The 16,904-nt window shown below is 47.2% G+C and carries 8 protein-coding genes, 1 pseudogene and 1 riboswitch; of the genes and pseudogenes, 4 read left to right on the plus strand and 5 right to left on the minus strand.

Going from position 1 to position 16,904, the window contains the following annotated elements:
* Window positions 1-36: 36 nt before the first annotated feature.
* Complete coding sequence (locus tag TW77_RS23095) at window positions 37-4,809, minus strand: DUF3320 domain-containing protein (protein ID WP_046007325.1); 4,773 nt, start codon at window positions 4,807-4,809, stop codon at window positions 37-39.
* Window positions 4,810-5,213: 404 nt separating this feature from the next.
* A riboswitch (cyclic di-GMP riboswitch) is annotated at window positions 5,214-5,296 on the plus strand.
* 284 nt (window positions 5,297-5,580) lie between these two features.
* Between TW77_RS23095 and TW77_RS24955 the strand changes: the two genes are divergently transcribed.
* From TW77_RS24955 to TW77_RS23115, 4 genes are all read left to right on the plus strand, one after another.
* Window positions 5,581-7,323 carry a cellulose binding domain-containing protein gene (locus TW77_RS24955; protein ID WP_240479538.1) on the plus strand — a complete coding sequence of 581 codons (1,743 nt, stop codon included), beginning with the start codon at window positions 5,581-5,583 and terminating at the stop codon, window positions 7,321-7,323.
* Between the two features lie 12 nt (window positions 7,324-7,335).
* Window positions 7,336-10,506: a DUF1592 domain-containing protein gene (locus TW77_RS23105; RefSeq protein WP_046007326.1), complete on the plus strand. Its 3,171-nt coding sequence runs from the start codon at window positions 7,336-7,338 to the stop codon at window positions 10,504-10,506.
* Between the two features lie 30 nt (window positions 10,507-10,536).
* Complete coding sequence (locus tag TW77_RS23110; RefSeq protein ID WP_052713331.1) at window positions 10,537-11,763, plus strand: DUF1552 domain-containing protein; 1,227 nt, start codon at window positions 10,537-10,539, stop codon at window positions 11,761-11,763.
* Window positions 11,764-12,082: 319 nt separating this feature from the next.
* Window positions 12,083-13,009, plus strand: coding sequence for a putative phage abortive infection protein (locus tag TW77_RS23115; RefSeq protein WP_052713332.1), 927 nt, complete (start codon window positions 12,083-12,085; stop codon window positions 13,007-13,009).
* A gap of 292 nt (window positions 13,010-13,301) precedes the next feature.
* On the opposite strand, the gene TW77_RS23125 is transcribed toward TW77_RS23115, so the two are convergent.
* The 4 genes and pseudogenes from TW77_RS23125 to TW77_RS24960 all read right to left on the minus strand — a co-directional run bounded on the left by TW77_RS23125 (window position 13,302) and on the right by TW77_RS24960 (window position 16,876).
* Entirely contained in the window at window positions 13,302-13,547 is a 246-nt protein-coding gene (locus TW77_RS23125) for a type II toxin-antitoxin system prevent-host-death family antitoxin (protein ID WP_046007327.1), read from the minus strand.
* Complete coding sequence (locus TW77_RS23130; protein ID WP_052713333.1) at window positions 13,544-14,410, minus strand: hypothetical protein; 867 nt, start codon at window positions 14,408-14,410, stop codon at window positions 13,544-13,546. The genes TW77_RS23125 and TW77_RS23130 overlap by 4 nt, the downstream gene beginning before the upstream one ends.
* Window positions 14,411-15,335: 925 nt before the next feature.
* The gene (locus TW77_RS23135) at window positions 15,336-16,124 is read right to left on the minus strand and encodes a hypothetical protein (protein ID WP_046007328.1); all 789 of its coding nucleotides are present in this window, start codon (window positions 16,122-16,124) and stop codon (window positions 15,336-15,338) included.
* 539 nt (window positions 16,125-16,663) lie between these two features.
* Window positions 16,664-16,876, minus strand: a pseudogene (locus tag TW77_RS24960) (type II toxin-antitoxin system Phd/YefM family antitoxin).
* Between the last annotated feature and the right edge of the window lie 28 nt (window positions 16,877-16,904).

Below are 16,904 nucleotides of genomic sequence, written 5' to 3' on the forward strand. Positions count from 1 at the left end.
TATAGCAGCTCAAAACAAGCCCCTGTTTCGCCTCAGTCAATTCCTTACTGCAATTTTTAATCTGTCGTTTTCACTGGTTAACACGCCTTTTTTACATTGCTCTTGTGCCAGACGATTCATCCTTTCAACAGCCTGTGCGGTGGCACGTTGAAACCCAAGTAAACCGAGAGCGGCAGATGCCGAGTCAGTCATATTGATTGCATGTGCGTCTCGTACGGTCAACAACAACGCATTGGTAAGCTCAGCATCGCAGACATTTTCCAGCTTTTTCATTGAGGCGTCTGCGGCATCCCAATTGCGTAATTTAACGCTAGACACGCCCTTAGGCCACAGAACCCTGTTATCGTCTTTTTGAATTGCTCCTTTGCCCGCTAACCCATCAATGGCCTGATCCACAATCCGTTTTATTTTACTACCAACGCGAGATAGCCCAGCAGCATTGGCCAAGCGGCTTGCAACGATGGAAGCAAAAATAGGGTATTCACTGGCCACGACTCGCTCAATCGCATGCTCAATAGCGCTTAATGGAATTGCACTAAAGTCATCGACCTTGGGCATGTTGAGTTCAGAAGCATCCACTTTTTTATAAGGAGTTTTACACGCATCAAACATTGCCTCTTCAGCTACTTCATTTCTTTGTATGACTGGAGCAGCACTTTGAGGCTCAGTTTCTGCAGTCATAGATAACGTATCAGCCAATACCGCAGCCTGTTCTGTGTCACCTTCCAGTGCAACAAGGTGTGCATCGTGATTCAATATGGCCTCCTCAATCATCACTTTCAGTCTTTGCAGCTCTGATTTCGGATCTCTGTACCAGTCGGTTGACCAGATGCGCGCAAATTTCCACCCTAACCCTTCTAGTACGCTTTGTCTCAACCGCTCCCTGTCCCTGGCAGAAACCGCCTCATAGTAGCCCTCGCCATCATACTCAAATGCCAAAACATATTGTTCAGGATAACTTGGGTGGCGTATTGCCAAATCAATAAAATACCCCTGATTTCCCACTTGTGCCGCAACATCAAAGCCCAAGTTTTGAATGGCATCTTGCAGTACACGACCAAAAGCAAAATTTGCCTCCTGCTCGCCTTCAGCAGCCGTTTCTGATTTGTTGAATTCAGCAAACTCTAAAAACGCCTGCAATGCACGCAGCCCGAATGGGCTACCACTATCCACTCTGAGCTCTTGCCCGTGGAAGTTCGAAAAGACCTCCATAGACAATCTGGCCCTTGATATTAATACATTGAGCCTGCGCTCTCCCCCGGGTTTATTTAATAAACCGAAGTTCTGGCTTATCTGGCCCGACTTCGTTTTTCCATAACAAATACTAATAAAGATGACGTCTCGCTCATCACCCTGAACGTTCTCAAGGTTCTTTACAAAAAACTCATCACCACCAGCATGGCGCTCAAAGAACCCATCAGTTTCAGGGTGTAAACGGCGCACTTTTTCAAGCTCCAGAAGGATTGCGTCGCGCTGAGACAAACTAAAAGCAACAATACCGAGCGATAAATGAGGTTTGGTCAGCGCGTGCTTAAGCACAGCTGCGACCACTGCTTTTACTTCTCCGGGGTTAGTTCTTGACCCCCCTTTGTCGTACCAGCTCTCTGGCAAATAATGGAACTTCAGCCCGGTTGCATCACGGTGAAACCCAGGGCTCGGAAATGCTATCAACTCATTTTTGTAAAACTGCTCATTTGAAACGGCTATTAACGAATCGTGGCGTGAACGGTAATGCCACTTCAGCATATGGCTTGGCGCACCTTTAGACTCCATCAGTGCCAGTATGCTTTCGATGTCAGCGGTATCACTCTTTTCAAGCTCTTCTTCTTCCAATTCCACCGACTTTGCAAACAAGCTATTAGGTGGCATCTGCTTGCTATCACCAACAACGATCACCTGACTCCCCCGCATCATCGCACCCAATGCATCTGGAGCGGGTATCTGGCTGGCTTCATCAAAAACAATCAAATCAAATTCCAGCGCACCTTGCTTAAGGTAAGTTGCGATGGACATGGGACTCATCATAAAGATAGGTTTAATCTGTTGAATAACATGGCCCGCTTCACTCAATAATTTCCGCAAAGGAATATGACGCGTCTTCTTACTGAGCTCTCGCAGTACCAGTTCCATTTCTCCTTTTGCATTTTTGTTCGGTAACTGTTCAAACAACTGACCGACGAGCTTTTCCTGAGCAAAAAACAGACTTTCTTCGTCCACTTTTTTGAAATCTTTGATGGTCTTTTCGTGCTTTGTCCGGTCAAATTGCCGGATAGATGCGGAATTAGCATACGCATAATCAACCAAGCCCTGGTAATAGCTTTTCTCAAACACATGCTGCAAGGCTTGCGGGGACTCTTTCCAATTGAAGGCCAGTTTTACGAAGGGCTGGATCTGATATTGCTCAAGAGCAGTAATTATCTGGTTATATCGTGCAAACTCATACAACTGCTCCGGCTTGTTCCAACTCGCTAGCAGCTCAGACAAAGCACCAAATTTCATTGTCGCAAGTTCATACTCTGACCTTTGTGGATCTATCGCAACGATTTCTGTTAGTCGATTGCAAAGGTGTAACGACTCATTATGTAATCGTTTTAGCCCGTTTGACTCATTCAGTAGCAGTTGTTTATCTACACCAGCATCAATGACTTTTGCCAGCTTCAATTGCAACTGACCACTATTCACTTTTTGATAATAGTCGCAGATCCATTCAAAAACCCGTTTGAGTTCTGCCAAGTCTGAGTGCTCTCCTTGCCATAGCGGGCCAAAAGCATTCGATAAAAACGTACAGTAGGTATCCAACTCGCGTTTTGCGCTTTTATACTCCAACACTGTATCTAACGACTCTAACCACTTTGCGGGGTTGCTCGGCAAGGCTCCTTTGTACAGACCGGAGAGCTTAGTTTTCGCTTTTCTAAAACCAGGCGACAAAAAGCGCCACCACTTATCCGTTTTTCCAACTAACCCTTCACGGATACTCAGTAAATCGGCTTCAAATACAAGTGCAATAAACTCTTCTTCGACTGCCTTTTTAAGCAACATGGTGCGCTCAAGACTCTCCAGACCACGCGCTACCTGTTGCTCATCCGAAACCCACACCGCGTTATCTACTTGTACCCCATGCAGTTCAGGCACCTCAGACAACCAATACGCGGTGGAAATCAATTGAGATACCGCCTGCAAGCTGTCGGGGCTTTCAAGCTGTATGCGCTCTGCAACCGTTTGGCAATGAGAACCCAATGCGCTTAATTCATCGCTCAGTGCCAGCATCGCAGCGGATAACGCCTGGTGCATCGCGGGAGAAAAATCCTGGCGGGTAGACATGGCAAACGGGTGCGCGGCTGGCTCCCCCACTTGCTGTATCTGCTGGACCAGTTCGTCGACAATTTTTATTACTTGATGGTATGTTTCGTCTGTCCATTGCGAAAACAGACTAAATGGCAACAGGGGTATTGGTTTGCCCGTCGACGCTTGCTCAAGCTGCATCAGCTTACCCAAAGCACTGATATAATTGATTTTGCTATTGAGAATGGGCACTCTCACTTCTTTCGCATAAGAATCCAGTAGTGATTTGGCAGCTGTAAGCTCAGCAAACTCTTGCTCTCTGTCTGCTATCTGGGGCTTGCCTTGTGCCAGTGACTCTGAGATAGAAGCCAGTACCACCTTCTTGGTACTTTTATGACTGTGCAGTTCGAGCACAGCAAGCCCGAGGTGAGTTTCATCAAGTCGCTTCTTCACCACCTCCAGTGCCGCCATTTTCTGTGCCACAAACAGCACTTTTTTACCCAAAGCAACAGCCTCAGCAATGATGTTGGTAATGGTTTGAGACTTGCCAGTACCAGGTGGACCCTGGATGATAAAATCAGCACCCGACTTCATTGCCAAAATCGCCGCTATCTGGCTGGAGTCGGCATCTTTTACCAAATGGAGCTTCTCTGGGTGCGCCAATTCACTGGCGTTGTACTCGGCTTCTGGGCTAAACCCCTCACTCAAAAGACGTGTCATGAGCGGCAGCTGCTCAGGCTTTTTGCCTTCTGGCCAGCCACTCGGATCTAAATCCATATACATTTGGAACTTGCCAAACGAGAAAAGCCCCAGGCCGATTTTATCCGGGTGGACTTTCCAGCTTGATTGCTTCTCGACAGCATGCGCAACTGCTTGATAGTAGTCTGCTAAAGTAGTTTCAACCGTGTAAGTAGGTAATTGTAGTTTGAATTCGGTTCTCAATTTTGCGGCCAGCGTCAGGTTGGAGCCCAGCTCCTCACCTGTATATTTCAGCTTAAAGCTATCCCTGGCGGACGACCTTGTAAGCTTTACGGGGACCAGGATCAAAGGTGCGTAGCGCGACACACGCGTATTGGACGGTTCATTCCATTGCAAAAACCCCAGCGCCAGGTACATTACTTCTATGCCCTGCTCTTGCAACATTGTGTGTGCATCCGCCTCTAACTTTAACAGTGCCTTATCAAGCTTTGCAGGCATAAACCCAGTTTGAAGATACTTATCGCTAAATCGTGCCTCCCCCTTTTGCTGCTCCAGATACAAATCCAGCGGAGGTAACTCAGTGTCTTCATCAGACTGGAAAAAGGTACTTTGATCATCGTCGCTGATGTTATTTTGATAAGCCTTTGGTAATGGCAAAAAGCTCATTGTTTTTTCTTTTTCAACAAGCAGCTCAAAAACTTGCTCAGACTTTTCGTCTATTATATCTATCGCTTTTCCACTGCTACGATAGTTAAGCTGCGGGTTTGCTCGCAGCCCCATATCAAGCAACTCCAGTCGTGCACTTTCCAATTTCTGCTCAATAGTCATAAACAACCCTTGTAATAACTTACCCAATCAACCTTGAATAAATGGAATAAAAATAGAGCTAACAATAAAGCGTAGAGCCACAAGACTGGTTTTGCCACTTCATAAGCAAATCAGATAGTTGCTACGAGCAGGATTGAATCAAACAAAGCGAGTTAAGGGTGAGTGAATGGCAAATACCATTTTTCAAATTTAGGACACATTCCGCTGCCCCTGTGCACAATTGAGCCACATTGTGCACATTTCTAAAAATGAGCATAAATCATTAAATTTTAAGGACTTCACAATGACCAAGAGCAAATTTTAAACAGCCTTCCTGCCTTATTTCAGGTGAAATGTGCAAATAATGTGAAAGTTGCGATTTGGCCTTTGTGGTTATTGCAATTTTAGGCTAACTTCCACAGACAGGCTTAAAATAGCAAACCTTTCGAAAGGAGGGGACGCAAAGCTTCCGGTCTAAGGTGCATACTAAGATAGCGGGGTTGCTGAATGCCAACGAGTGATAATGAAGTGTGCATACTGTTGTTTTGTATGCGCATTGCGTAGCATATTGGCATTCACGCCTATGGCATCTGTTGTCATACCGTCTACTTTTAGTCTTTCCTCATCCCTGAGCTTGTCGTTGCGATTTTAACCTGTTCATTCTGGTCGACCGCCTATTCAGCGAAGAACAGCAGGGAAACAACATGTCAGATGACAATGCTCTGGGGAATACTCATGAGACAACATAGATACAACAAGCAGCGCCGGCTTTTTAAAGTCGGGCTCTGTTTAATGGCTTTAGGACACGCTATGCCAGGCCTGGCAGCGCAGTGCGAGTTCAAGGTAAAAAATGAGTGGCAAAGCGGTTATACCGCAGAAGTCACGGTATATAACGATTCCGACGTTGCCTTAGATGGCTGGACGGTCGGGCTTGAGTTTAATCGGGGTGAGTCAATCAACAATGCCTGGCGCGCTCAACTGGGCGGCAGCAACCCCTATCAGTTTGAGAACCTCAGCTGGAACCGAAAGATTAACCCAAACTCGTCAAAGTCTTTTGGTTTTAACGTGCAAAAAGCGGCCGGGCAAACCGCCGTTGCACCTGTCTTCTCTGGCATTTGCGAGAGCAGCGGGCAGGATGACAATAACGAAGTCAGTGTTGCCATTACCGCGTCTGACACCCAGGCCACGGCACCTGCCACCATCCAATTCAGTAGCGAGCTTGCCAATTCGGCCTCAGACACAGTGAGCTACCTATGGGATTTTGGTAACGGCCAAAACTCAGATGAAATGAACCCACAACATACCTTTGAGCAGCCGGGTGATTACCAGGTGTCATTAACCATCAACGACGGCACCAATGACTACCAGGCAGCACCAATTTCACTCTCGATTGAACAAGCGCAGCCAGAATCGGCACAATGTATCTTTGAAGTGGAACAGGAATGGATCTCTGGCTTTCGCGGCAAGGTCACCATCACTAACACCGAAAGCGTGGCCATTTCAGGCTGGAAAGTGCTGATGGAATTTGCCGATAACACCAAACTGACCGGCGTTTGGCATGGCAATCACAGTGGCAATAACCCCTATGAAATTGTCAACGAGAACTACAACGGCACCATTAATCCGGGCCAGAGCTTAAACTTTGGTTTTAATGCCCAAAAGGCGCAGGAAAATGACGCCCCAACTACCCCTTCGCTCGGCGGCTTATGCTCGACAGATGGCAATATTAACCATGCGCCAACGGCCGTTGCGTCTGCCTCAGTGACCTCGGGCCAGCGCCCTCTAACAGTGAACTTTGATGGTAGTGACTCTTCCGATCCTGATGGCGATACCCTGACCTTCAGCTGGGATTTTGGTAACGGCAATACATCCAGCGAGCCAAACCCTGCTTATGTTTTCGATCAGACCGGTACATTTACAGTCAAACTATCGGTCAATGACGGGGTCAATACCACGGTCAGCCAGCTCATTAGCATTCAGGTCACAGAGCCGGATGTGGCACCCATCACCGGACCATTTGAGTTAAATCCGCAAAGCTCCAGCCTGTATTTTGTCTCCACCAAAAAACAGCACGTGGTTGAAGCACACACTTTCGAAAATCTCAGTGGCAGTATTTCTGAGCAAGGTGCTGCAAGGCTCACTCTGGATCTGGCCAGTGTTAATACGGGTAATGACACCCGGGACGGCAGAATGAAGGAGCACCTGTTTGATACCAGCTTGTTCCCGCACGCCGAAGTACTGCTCGCCGTTGATTATGCAGCCCTGACAGCCTTGCCTATTGGCAGCACTGAAAAGCAGACTGTTACCGCCACGCTCAATCTCAAAGGCGTGATAGCCGAAGTAACTGCAGACGTGGCAGTTCGCCGCCTGACGCACACTAAAGTCATGGTGCAAAGCCTTGCCCCTGTTGTGCTGGACGCGACAGACTTTGGCTTAGAGCCAGGTATAGAAACACTGAGAACATTGGCGAATTTATCTGTGATCAGTTACGCGGTTCCCGTGAGCTTTAACTTAGTTTTTGAAGCTCAACAATAGGAGGGAAAGAAAATGATATTCAATAATTTACCACGATTCTCTACCTTGACTCGTAGCAAATCTGCAGCACCTGCTATTGCAAAGTTTGCCGCCTGTATTAGTTTAATCGCAAGCGCGCCGTTTGCTCAGGCAGCGCAGTGTTCATTTACCATTCCGGATAACTGGAACAACGGCTTTAAAACCGAGATAGCCATAGAAAATGACTCAGATCAGAGCATTAACGACTGGTCGCTCGAACTCACCTGGAACCCGGGCATCTCCCTGCAAAATAGCTGGAACGGCAATTTCGACTGTAACGACACGGGCTGTACCATCACCTCACAAGGTCATACCCTACATGCAAATCAGTCATTTGGTCTCGGCTTTGTTGCCAATAAAAATGGTCTGAGTGAAGACGCTGTCATTACCCTCAATGGTGATGTGTGCAGCAACTCTGGCCCGACTACGCCCCCGGATGCGGTCACAGAAACGGGGTTGTGGGCGCTGGACAGTGCTGAGTCTTCACTTAGTTACGTGTCGGTCAAAAAAGACCATGTGGCAGAGCTGAACCAGTTTGCGTCGCAGAATAACGCTGCTCCTGCGCTATCGGGCAGTATTGATGCCGACGGTCGCGTAATCCTGGCAGTTGATTTAAATAGTGTGTCTACCGGTGTGGATATCAGAAACAGCCGGGTTATGGATTTACTGTTTGAAACTGAGCTACTGCCAACGGCGTACTTCAGCACTCAGATTGACCCTGCACTATTGAGCACGCTGGAAGTGGGCAACCCGACGGTTCAAACCGTTACCGGCGAGATGAGCCTGCATGGCGTTAACCATGAACTCAGCCTGGATGTGTTGGTCGTGAAGCTGGCAACGGGCCATGTTAACGTCAGTACGCTTACGCCTTTGATAGTCGACAGTAAAACCTTCGATATGGACTATGGTATTGAGGCACTGAGAGTGGTCGCTAACCTGAGTGGCATTGGTGAGACCGTACCGGTTTACTTTAACCTGACCTTTTTATCAGCCGAGCAAGACGGTTTTGAGCCGGTGGATATGGCGGCCAAACCCGCTGCACCTTCTGAGCTCAGCGCCAGTGTGCTTTCTACCGAAGCGCAGGCGCAATTAAGCTGGTACGACAACAGCAATAACGAAACCAACTACCTGGTGCGTTTAAAATCGCTTGATGGCCGCTGGCACACCGCCGCTACGCTTGCCTCTAACGCCAGTTATTATGAATCGGGTTTACCTGAGTCCGGCGAGTTTGATTACAAGGTGATTGCGCTGAACAACTCAGTGCCCTCCCAGCCCAGTAATATTGCCCGTATCACCGTCACGCAAACCGACCCCATTGCCCGTGGCATGGAGTTGTACAAAACTAATTGTGCCGGTTGTCATGGCTCTGAAGGGGGCGGTCTGGGTTCATTCCCTGCGCTTAATACAGAACGCGATGTACAGGCCATGATTGATGTGATCACCGCGACTATGCCTTATGGCGCGCCGGGTGCTTGTGATGAGCAGTGTGCTACGGATATCGCGGATTACCTGCAAACCCTGTGGCCTGCGCCATTAACCTGTGATGTGGGTGTCGCGCCTGTGGCATACGGTGCAAGACAGCTGAAAATCCTGACCCAAACCGAATATCAAAACACAGTAGAAGACTTACTGGGGGTTGATTTTGAGGTGTCAGACGGCCTGTCGCCGGATTCTCAGGTGGGCTTTTTCATCAATAATACCCATGCCGCTGTGCAGCCTTCTAACTACAGCAACTACCTGCTGGTTGCCGAAGAAATCGCACAATGGGTGGCTGATAATGGCTATTCGCCTGCTTTAAGTTGTACAGCCATTAACGAAGACTGTGCCAACCGTTTAATTGATGAGTTAGCGCCGCAGATATTCCGCCGTCCGCTAACGCAGGATGAAGCGGACAGTTATCGACTGATCGCAACGGGCTTTTTCAACAATAACGACGTTGCAGCGGGCATGCAGTTAGCGCTGGAAGGCTTGCTGTCTTCGCCGCAGTTTATTTATCGTCATGAATTAGGCGAAGCAAACCCGGATAACTCAGAGCTGGATTACGACGCCTTTGAGCTGACCTCGTGGGAAATGGCTACCTTCCTGTCTTATACCTTTACCGGTTCATCGCCAGATCAGCTTCTGTGGCAAGCCGCTGAGCGTGATGAGTTGCGTGATGAAGCCCATATCATTGCCCATGCAAACCGCCTGGCAGAGCAAGCCAAGCCGGTGTTGGGTGACTTTGTGGGCAGCTGGTTAGGCACAGGCAGTTTAGAGGTCGCCAGTAAAGATCAGGACCACTATCCGGGCTTTGCCAATCTGGTACCCGCCATGAAAGCGGAGATCAACGAAACCTTCTCCTACATCATGACTCAGCCGGACGAAAAATTTGGCTCGCTGTATACCGCCAACTTCACGTTCGTGAACCAGTTACTGGCCAACCACTACAACATTCCTGGCGTATCAGGTGATGACATGCAAAAAGTTGAGACCACACAGCGCGGGGGTATCTTGGCCAATGGTGCGTTTATGTCGCGCTGGGCAGAAGTAGACGAGTCGCACCCTATTTTACGCTCGGTCAGAGTGCGCCGCCGTATGCTGTGCCAGGATCAGCCCGATCCGCCAGCCGGTACCTTTGAAGCCAGAGAGCAAAGGCTTGCCGAGCTGTCTGACTTGTTGCAAGACCCGACGACCACTAACCGACTCAAGTACCACAGCTTGACCGAAGGCCAGCCTTGTTCAAGCTGCCACGAAAAGTACATCAACCCAATGGGCTTTGGTATGGAAGACTTTGATGCGGTGGGCAACATCCGCAATCAAGACAACAACGGTAATGTGATCGACGCATCGGGCACCCTCTACGCCCCTGAGAAATACGCTCAGGTCAGTGACTTTGTGCCATTCAACGGCACTAAACAGTTAGGTGCGGTGATAGCCGACCTGTCTTCAGCTCAAAGCTGCTTACCACAGCAAATGTTCCGCTACGTAATGGGTGTGGGTCATGACTCAATCGACCCGACGAGTGAAGAAGACAAGCGTCTGTCTCAGACAGAGCAGGTCGGTTATATGTGTGAAATCGACACACTGACCAACACCATGATGCAGGAAAGCCCGAGAGCCATGCTGGAGAAATTTGGTTCACTCAAGTCGGTGCGCTATCGCAAAGCCTGGTCCAGAAGCGAGTAATGCGGGTCACAACATTAAGAGGTTAGTAACATGAAAAAAGAGCATTTAAATAACATGGCGATATCGCGCCGCAGCTTATTAAAAATGTTTATGGCGTCGGGTATTTCGACCGCCCTGATCCGCACATCGCCGCTGGTATCAGGATTGCTTTACGCACGACATGCCGATGCGATGGACGCCGGGCTGCCCAACAAAACCGTGTCCATTTATATTCCGGGCGGGTCTATTGCGTCGCTTTGGAACCCCACAGGCAGCGGTGAAACCATGCAGCTGGGCGTGATGTCGGCAGGCTATGAGCCGGTTAAAACCGAGTGTAACTTTATGGTCAATATGGCCCACTCCAATGCGGGTCATGGCCGTATGCCGGTGCTGCTCGCCCAGAGCTGGGGCGGTGACAGTTACGACGTCACTATGGGTAACGCACTGGGCCCAAACCTGCCATTTCGTTATCTGAACTTAGGCGTTCACAGTAATGGCCAGGGCCACTTAACCAAAGATAACCGTAACCGTTTGCCGTTTCAGGAGAACCCCTTCACCGTGTATAAAATGGTGTTTGGCGGCGCCCAGGGCAGCAACAGCAAAACGCCTATCATGAATGCGCATATGTCGGCAGCCAACGCGATTAAAAACAGACTCGCAGGCTACGAAATACAGCGCATGAATGATCATCTGGATGCCATTGCAGATACCCAGCGGCGTTTAGATGAGCTCTCTGGTGGCACCTCCTGTGGCATTGCCCCCGATGACACTGAGTTCCCGTTGACCTTTGATACCTTCAGCCAGCAGGCCAGGCTGCAAGCAGACATTGCCGTGGCAGCTTTGCAATGTAACCTGACCAGCTCGGTATCACTGGCCTTTGGCAACCACCAGTCCGAGTTCCGTATTCCTGAGCTGAACTTCCAGGGGCACTATCACAACGCCATTCACGGTGGCAGTAACGGCCAGCCAAACTATCCATACTACACCGAAATGCGCAGCCACCTGGGCAGCCTGAGCGCCTATTTGATCCAAAAACTCAAAGCAGCCGGCATCTTAGACAGCACAGTGGTACTAGAAACCACCGACATGGGCCACGCAGACAAACACTCTGCCAACCCCTGCGCCTATCTAATCGCCGGCGGCGGTGCCCGTATCAACCGAGGCGTAGTCAGCGATATCGGCTCTGGCTACAACCAGCACGATGTGCTGCACACCGCAGCCAAAGCCTGCGGCGTAGACCTTGGGTTTGGTAAGGAAATTCCGGGGGTGATTGTTTAGGTGGTTGTTTTGGCTTTTTTTGATAACTGCTATTTAGCGAGTAGTTTTGGTTTATAGATAATCAGGACAGCAAAGCCCCTTTTTAGGGGCTTTTTTTGTGGGTATTGAAACGATTAGTCGGTGCCCCATTAAATTCAAAAATTAGTTTTGATACTGTTTTACTGTATGCTCAGGGGTTCTTAAGCTTATAGAATAATGTTGGGAATTAAGACTACACGAATCGGCACACTGAGCTTGTTAGTATTTACACACATAAGGTCAGGGCGCCCAACCAAAGAGGAAATCCGGTGAGATACGCTGGAAAGGATGTAATAGATATATGAGTACAGAATTACCACAAAAAACCACATCCCCTGTTGATGAAGAAATAAAGAAGACAAAGAAAGCAATTCAGAATTCAATTGTTTTAGTATCATGTACTGTTTTGGCATTACTTTTCCTGTACCTTGGCTGGTTTTGGGTCAAAAACGACTTGGTACTTTCTTCGGATGTTGGCCACTGGGGCAATTTCGGTGACTTTTTTGGCGGCATTTTAAACCCGCTGCTGGCATTTTTTGCTTTTTATTGGCTAACAAGATCCGTCGCAATCCAACAAACTGAGCTGTCTGAAACTCGAAAAGTCCTAGGAGAAACAGAAAAAGCAGCGAGAGCTCAGGCTATTACTCAACAAAATAAACGTTTTGAAGATTCGTTTTATTCACTTTTAAATCAGTTTAATCAGGAAAAGGCTCAACTCAGGGGGATTGAGACTCATGGCCGCGATCCCGTTGCAAAGCCTCTTACAGCAATGGTTAGCTCAGTTATAAGTCAAAATAGCTCGGCTAACACCTCTGAAATTAGAGACATAGTCCAGTTAGCTCGACGCAGAAGTGACGGCTCTAACCACGTCTTTAGAATCTTGTATCAAATTTTAAAATTCATTTTGGTTCACCAAGAATTAAATGGCAAGACTCTAAGTTTTGTTGACGCCATTGGTAGACCCGTTACAGAATCGGAAAAGTTTTATGCTAGCATCGTAAGGTCCTTTATGGATAAAGGGTTTACTCAACTATTGGCTATTATATGCTTTTGTGATCACCCAAACGACGACTTCTTAAAATATCAGCAGCTAATCGAAAGATACCAACTTCTAGAGCATATGCGATTTGACAAGAATTTTTTATATGGTGTTGTAGATAACTATAACCCAAGCGCTTTTGGCAATAATGAGCATGTAAAAACCTATTTACAGTCAAAAAATGTCTGATGGTACTAAAAGCAACAAGCTTGGGTGAATGCAACTTCAAGTGTGTTGCTTGATGTCTTTATTAGTCATTTAGTTTACCATGCGCCCGCTGTACACCGGATAGGTCTCATCCAACGCTCTTAAATCGCTCTATTTGCTTATTTGGGTAATTTAGAGCCGGAAATGTATAGACTTTCAAGTAGATGCCCACAGAGCTTGTTTACCCACTTTTCGGCAGCAGAAGGGTTGTCCAGAGAAATAAACTCAGCGGCATCACCAAGCTTCTGAATCGCTAAAGGAGACCAGACAACGTTCATTTTCTGATGCGGCTTAGCACTTGGGTTCGCGCATCCTCATTTGAAACGCCGAGGCCTGGGGCTAACTGCGCCTCAGCTGCACGCATTTCTTCCAGCAATTCAATTTTCTCTTGCATCGCTTCGTACTCAGCCACATCAAGCACAACGGCAACACCTTTACCGGGCCACGTGATTGCCAATGAGCGGCGCGTCTCATTGATTTGCTGGGCCGGAGGAGGTTCATATGTATTATGTGCAATCATGCAAAGACCCGCTTCAGTTTTTCTAAAAGTGATTTCGGCTTCTGATTAGATTGAATTTCACCTATTACTTCCTTGCGAATCTGAGGTCTTAGTTCATTTTCTAATTCGACTCTAATCTGCTGCTTAGACGCTTCGAGTCTATCTAACTGCTTTTGCTTACCATTTTGATAACTTGCAACAAGTTTGCTTTCATAGTTAGCGTAAGGTTTATCAACTATATTTTTTTGAAAACGGCGAACACCTTTAAAATGCTTATCAAAGTCTCGTTCAAAGGTATCAGGTGAAACAACCAAATCATGAATCAAGTCCGCCAAGAAATTAATCATTCTCTTCTTAAAGATTAACGATTGGAGATTCTCACGCCTAACCTTCTCCATCTTATCAGCTTCAACGCTCGTTGCTTCACTATTCAGCAGGAACTCCCATTGACCATGTGCAATGCGGTTTCTAAGCTCAATAATATCTTTGAGCTCATTATTGATAACACCACTAATTACTTGATAACGATGATAAGTAGTTGGGTCCAAGCTATCTTCAGATAAAAGAGCCTTTTTTACGTTGTATCGCCTGCGAAAAGCCAGCTCAACAACCTTATTCCATTTGTCCAATTGACTTTGACAATTATCTATTTTGCTCATTTCAGAGCTATCAAATGATTGATGCTCATTAAGCAACTTACAAAGACGCACCTCAGCCCAAGCACCAAGAAGTAAATGGTGGACACGAACAAATGTCTTCGTTGCATCTTTGTTTTGAGTACGAATAGCTGTTCTAGCTGAGGCAGCATTGTTTTTCAATGCTGTTTCGAGAAATCGAAGGTTACTTGAATGGTATTTATATAGTTTAGAAGCTGTATATTGCATTTGCTGTCTCCCTTCAAAGGATACTAAACTAATACCCTTTGAAGGGAGGGAATCGAACCCTACCAGACTCTCATTTGACTGAGCGTGTTACCTTTACACCATCTCCCTGAAAGTAATATATCAATACTTTCAGTAGGTTGCAAGAGCTAAGGGTGTGCGTCGCTTATAACAATTTATTCTACCCCATCATGCTGGAACATAAACTGACATAACGGGCTGTATTATATAGCCTCATGGTCCCACGGAGTAAAGCAAACGTAAACAAGATGCTGCACTCATCACGGTCGAAGCCACGTGAAATTTGGACAAATTGGGGCGTAATAATGTTATTGGACAACAGCCTAGATACTGTCTATACATCCAGTATGCTTTTGCTTGGACACCCTCAATTAGTGTGCCTCAGGAAGCTGCTGTGCTGTATGTCAATAGATTCAGGCTCGCAGACGTCCAGGATGACAGTAGGGATTGTGAGTTCGATAGCAAAGAATCACCTCTGTGCAGCACATTAGTAGATCCCGGCTCGCAGGCGTCCGGGATGACGGTGGGGTTTGTTAGTTCGGCTGCAAGGAATACCGCTGTGCCGCACATTAGTAGATCCCGGCTCGCAAGCGTCCGGGATTACGGTGTGGTTTGTAAGTTCGGCCGTAACCGAGTACCACTGTGCCGTACGTTGGTAGATCCCGGCTCGCAAGTGTCCGGGATGACGGTGTGGTTTGTGAGTTCGGCTGTAACGGAGTGCCACTATACGCACGTTAGTAGATCCCGGCTCGTAAGCGTCCGGGATGACGGTGGGGCTTGTGAGTTCAGCTGCAAAGGGGAACCGCTGTGCCGCACATTAGTAGATCCCGGCTCGCAGACGCCCAGGATGCCGGTAGGGTTTGTGAGTTCGACAACCACTTAGCCCGGACACCCACCCCAACTCACACTACATTCTCGTCGCTCCGGACAATCGACTATAAGGCATGTCGTGGTAAACAGACACCAGTTCCTTGAATAAAGATGACAAGGCTCCTGCATCAAGGTCAGCTTGTTTGCTAGACACTATGATCTTGAGATATCGGGGCTCCTCATTTTCATTCTGTGGCTTGAGGATATCTTCATAAAGTAATACTAGCTTTGCATTGTCTTTGTACTTCATAAATTCAAATCGAGACTTAGACGTTTTAGACCCTAGTTCACTGTTTTTGAAAACCCCTCGGGAATAGTAAGAACCATCAACAGTTAGCGATTTATCTAACAGACTATCTATCGAAGATAGTTGCAGTCCTTGTAAATCAGATAAATCAAGACGGCTTCCTCGACTTGCTTGTTCATATTCATAGCCCATTTCATAGCCAGCTACATCAATTGCATCATCCTCATAGCTGATCTCAACCCGTAACTCTGTGTTTTGAGAGCCAAATCTTAACAACCCTTTCTCATTTTTCTTGAAGTCACCTGCCAGATAATAGACATATTGCCCCATTGGAGTAACTTCCCAAAAAAGGCCATCATAAACTGCAACCTTTTTGGCATGTGGTTTAAAGTCACTGTAAACCGGAATTTTACCCAGCGAGTCTATGTAACTGACAGGTTTAATATCGTGGTAACTCAGGCTTGCCAGATGCTCAGTCGGTTTAACACCAACTTTTACAAAAGTCGCTTTTGAACTATGCCCTGTGGAGTTGCACGCGGAGAGAAATAAGATGAACGAAAAAATAGTTATTAGACGCAAAGTATATGTCCTGTAGATTTCCTGCCGATACACACACTAAAGTGAACACATCCCTAGAGCCAGGAATTAGAACAACCATGCATCGACGAGATTTTATTTATTAGCAACAGGAATTTATCATTATATCAATATAGGAACAAGCCTCCTTTAATCACGTTCAGAGCCTGTGATATGTGACTTTGTGGAGTATCCCGCACCTAAAGACGACCTGAATAAGAACAGGGGCAGTTTAGGTTAATGCCCCGCTGCTCGCAAATGCCGAAACCTAGCAATTGACGCCATAGCCCTTGTTAGTCGCCCGACGATGAAGCCTGTTTGTGTCATCAATACGTGACCAGTAAAGCTCTCTTGTAGTGGCTCAGGTTTACCTTGCCCTCATCAAATGACGAACCTTTAACATCGTTGTTCAGATCATTGATACGTTTCATGTTTGTTGTTCTGGCTTTGCCAGTACAAATAGCCCCCCTAGGCATCGTCAGGCCAGCAAACGCTCGCTACTACCCATCAATTAGCTCTCTTTCTGTTGTTTTGCCAGCACGTTACTGCAATATGGAATGACTTAAATGCTCAGCATTTTTGGACGAACGAAGCAAATGGACTGTTTCAATACGACTATTGTAATAATCCAGGGACATAACTACTGCATCTTCCGAGTCACGGCGAGTAAAGACGGGTTTGTCTGTATCATTAACGACACCGTCTAAAGCCGCTTTGAAATAGTTTCCGGCCTAGGTGAAAGACATGACTTTCACAAGAACTACGTAAGCGTGCGGCGAACTA

The organism is Pseudoalteromonas rubra (assembly GCF_000967655.1).
GTDB lineage: Bacteria > Pseudomonadota > Gammaproteobacteria > Enterobacterales > Alteromonadaceae > Pseudoalteromonas > Pseudoalteromonas rubra_A.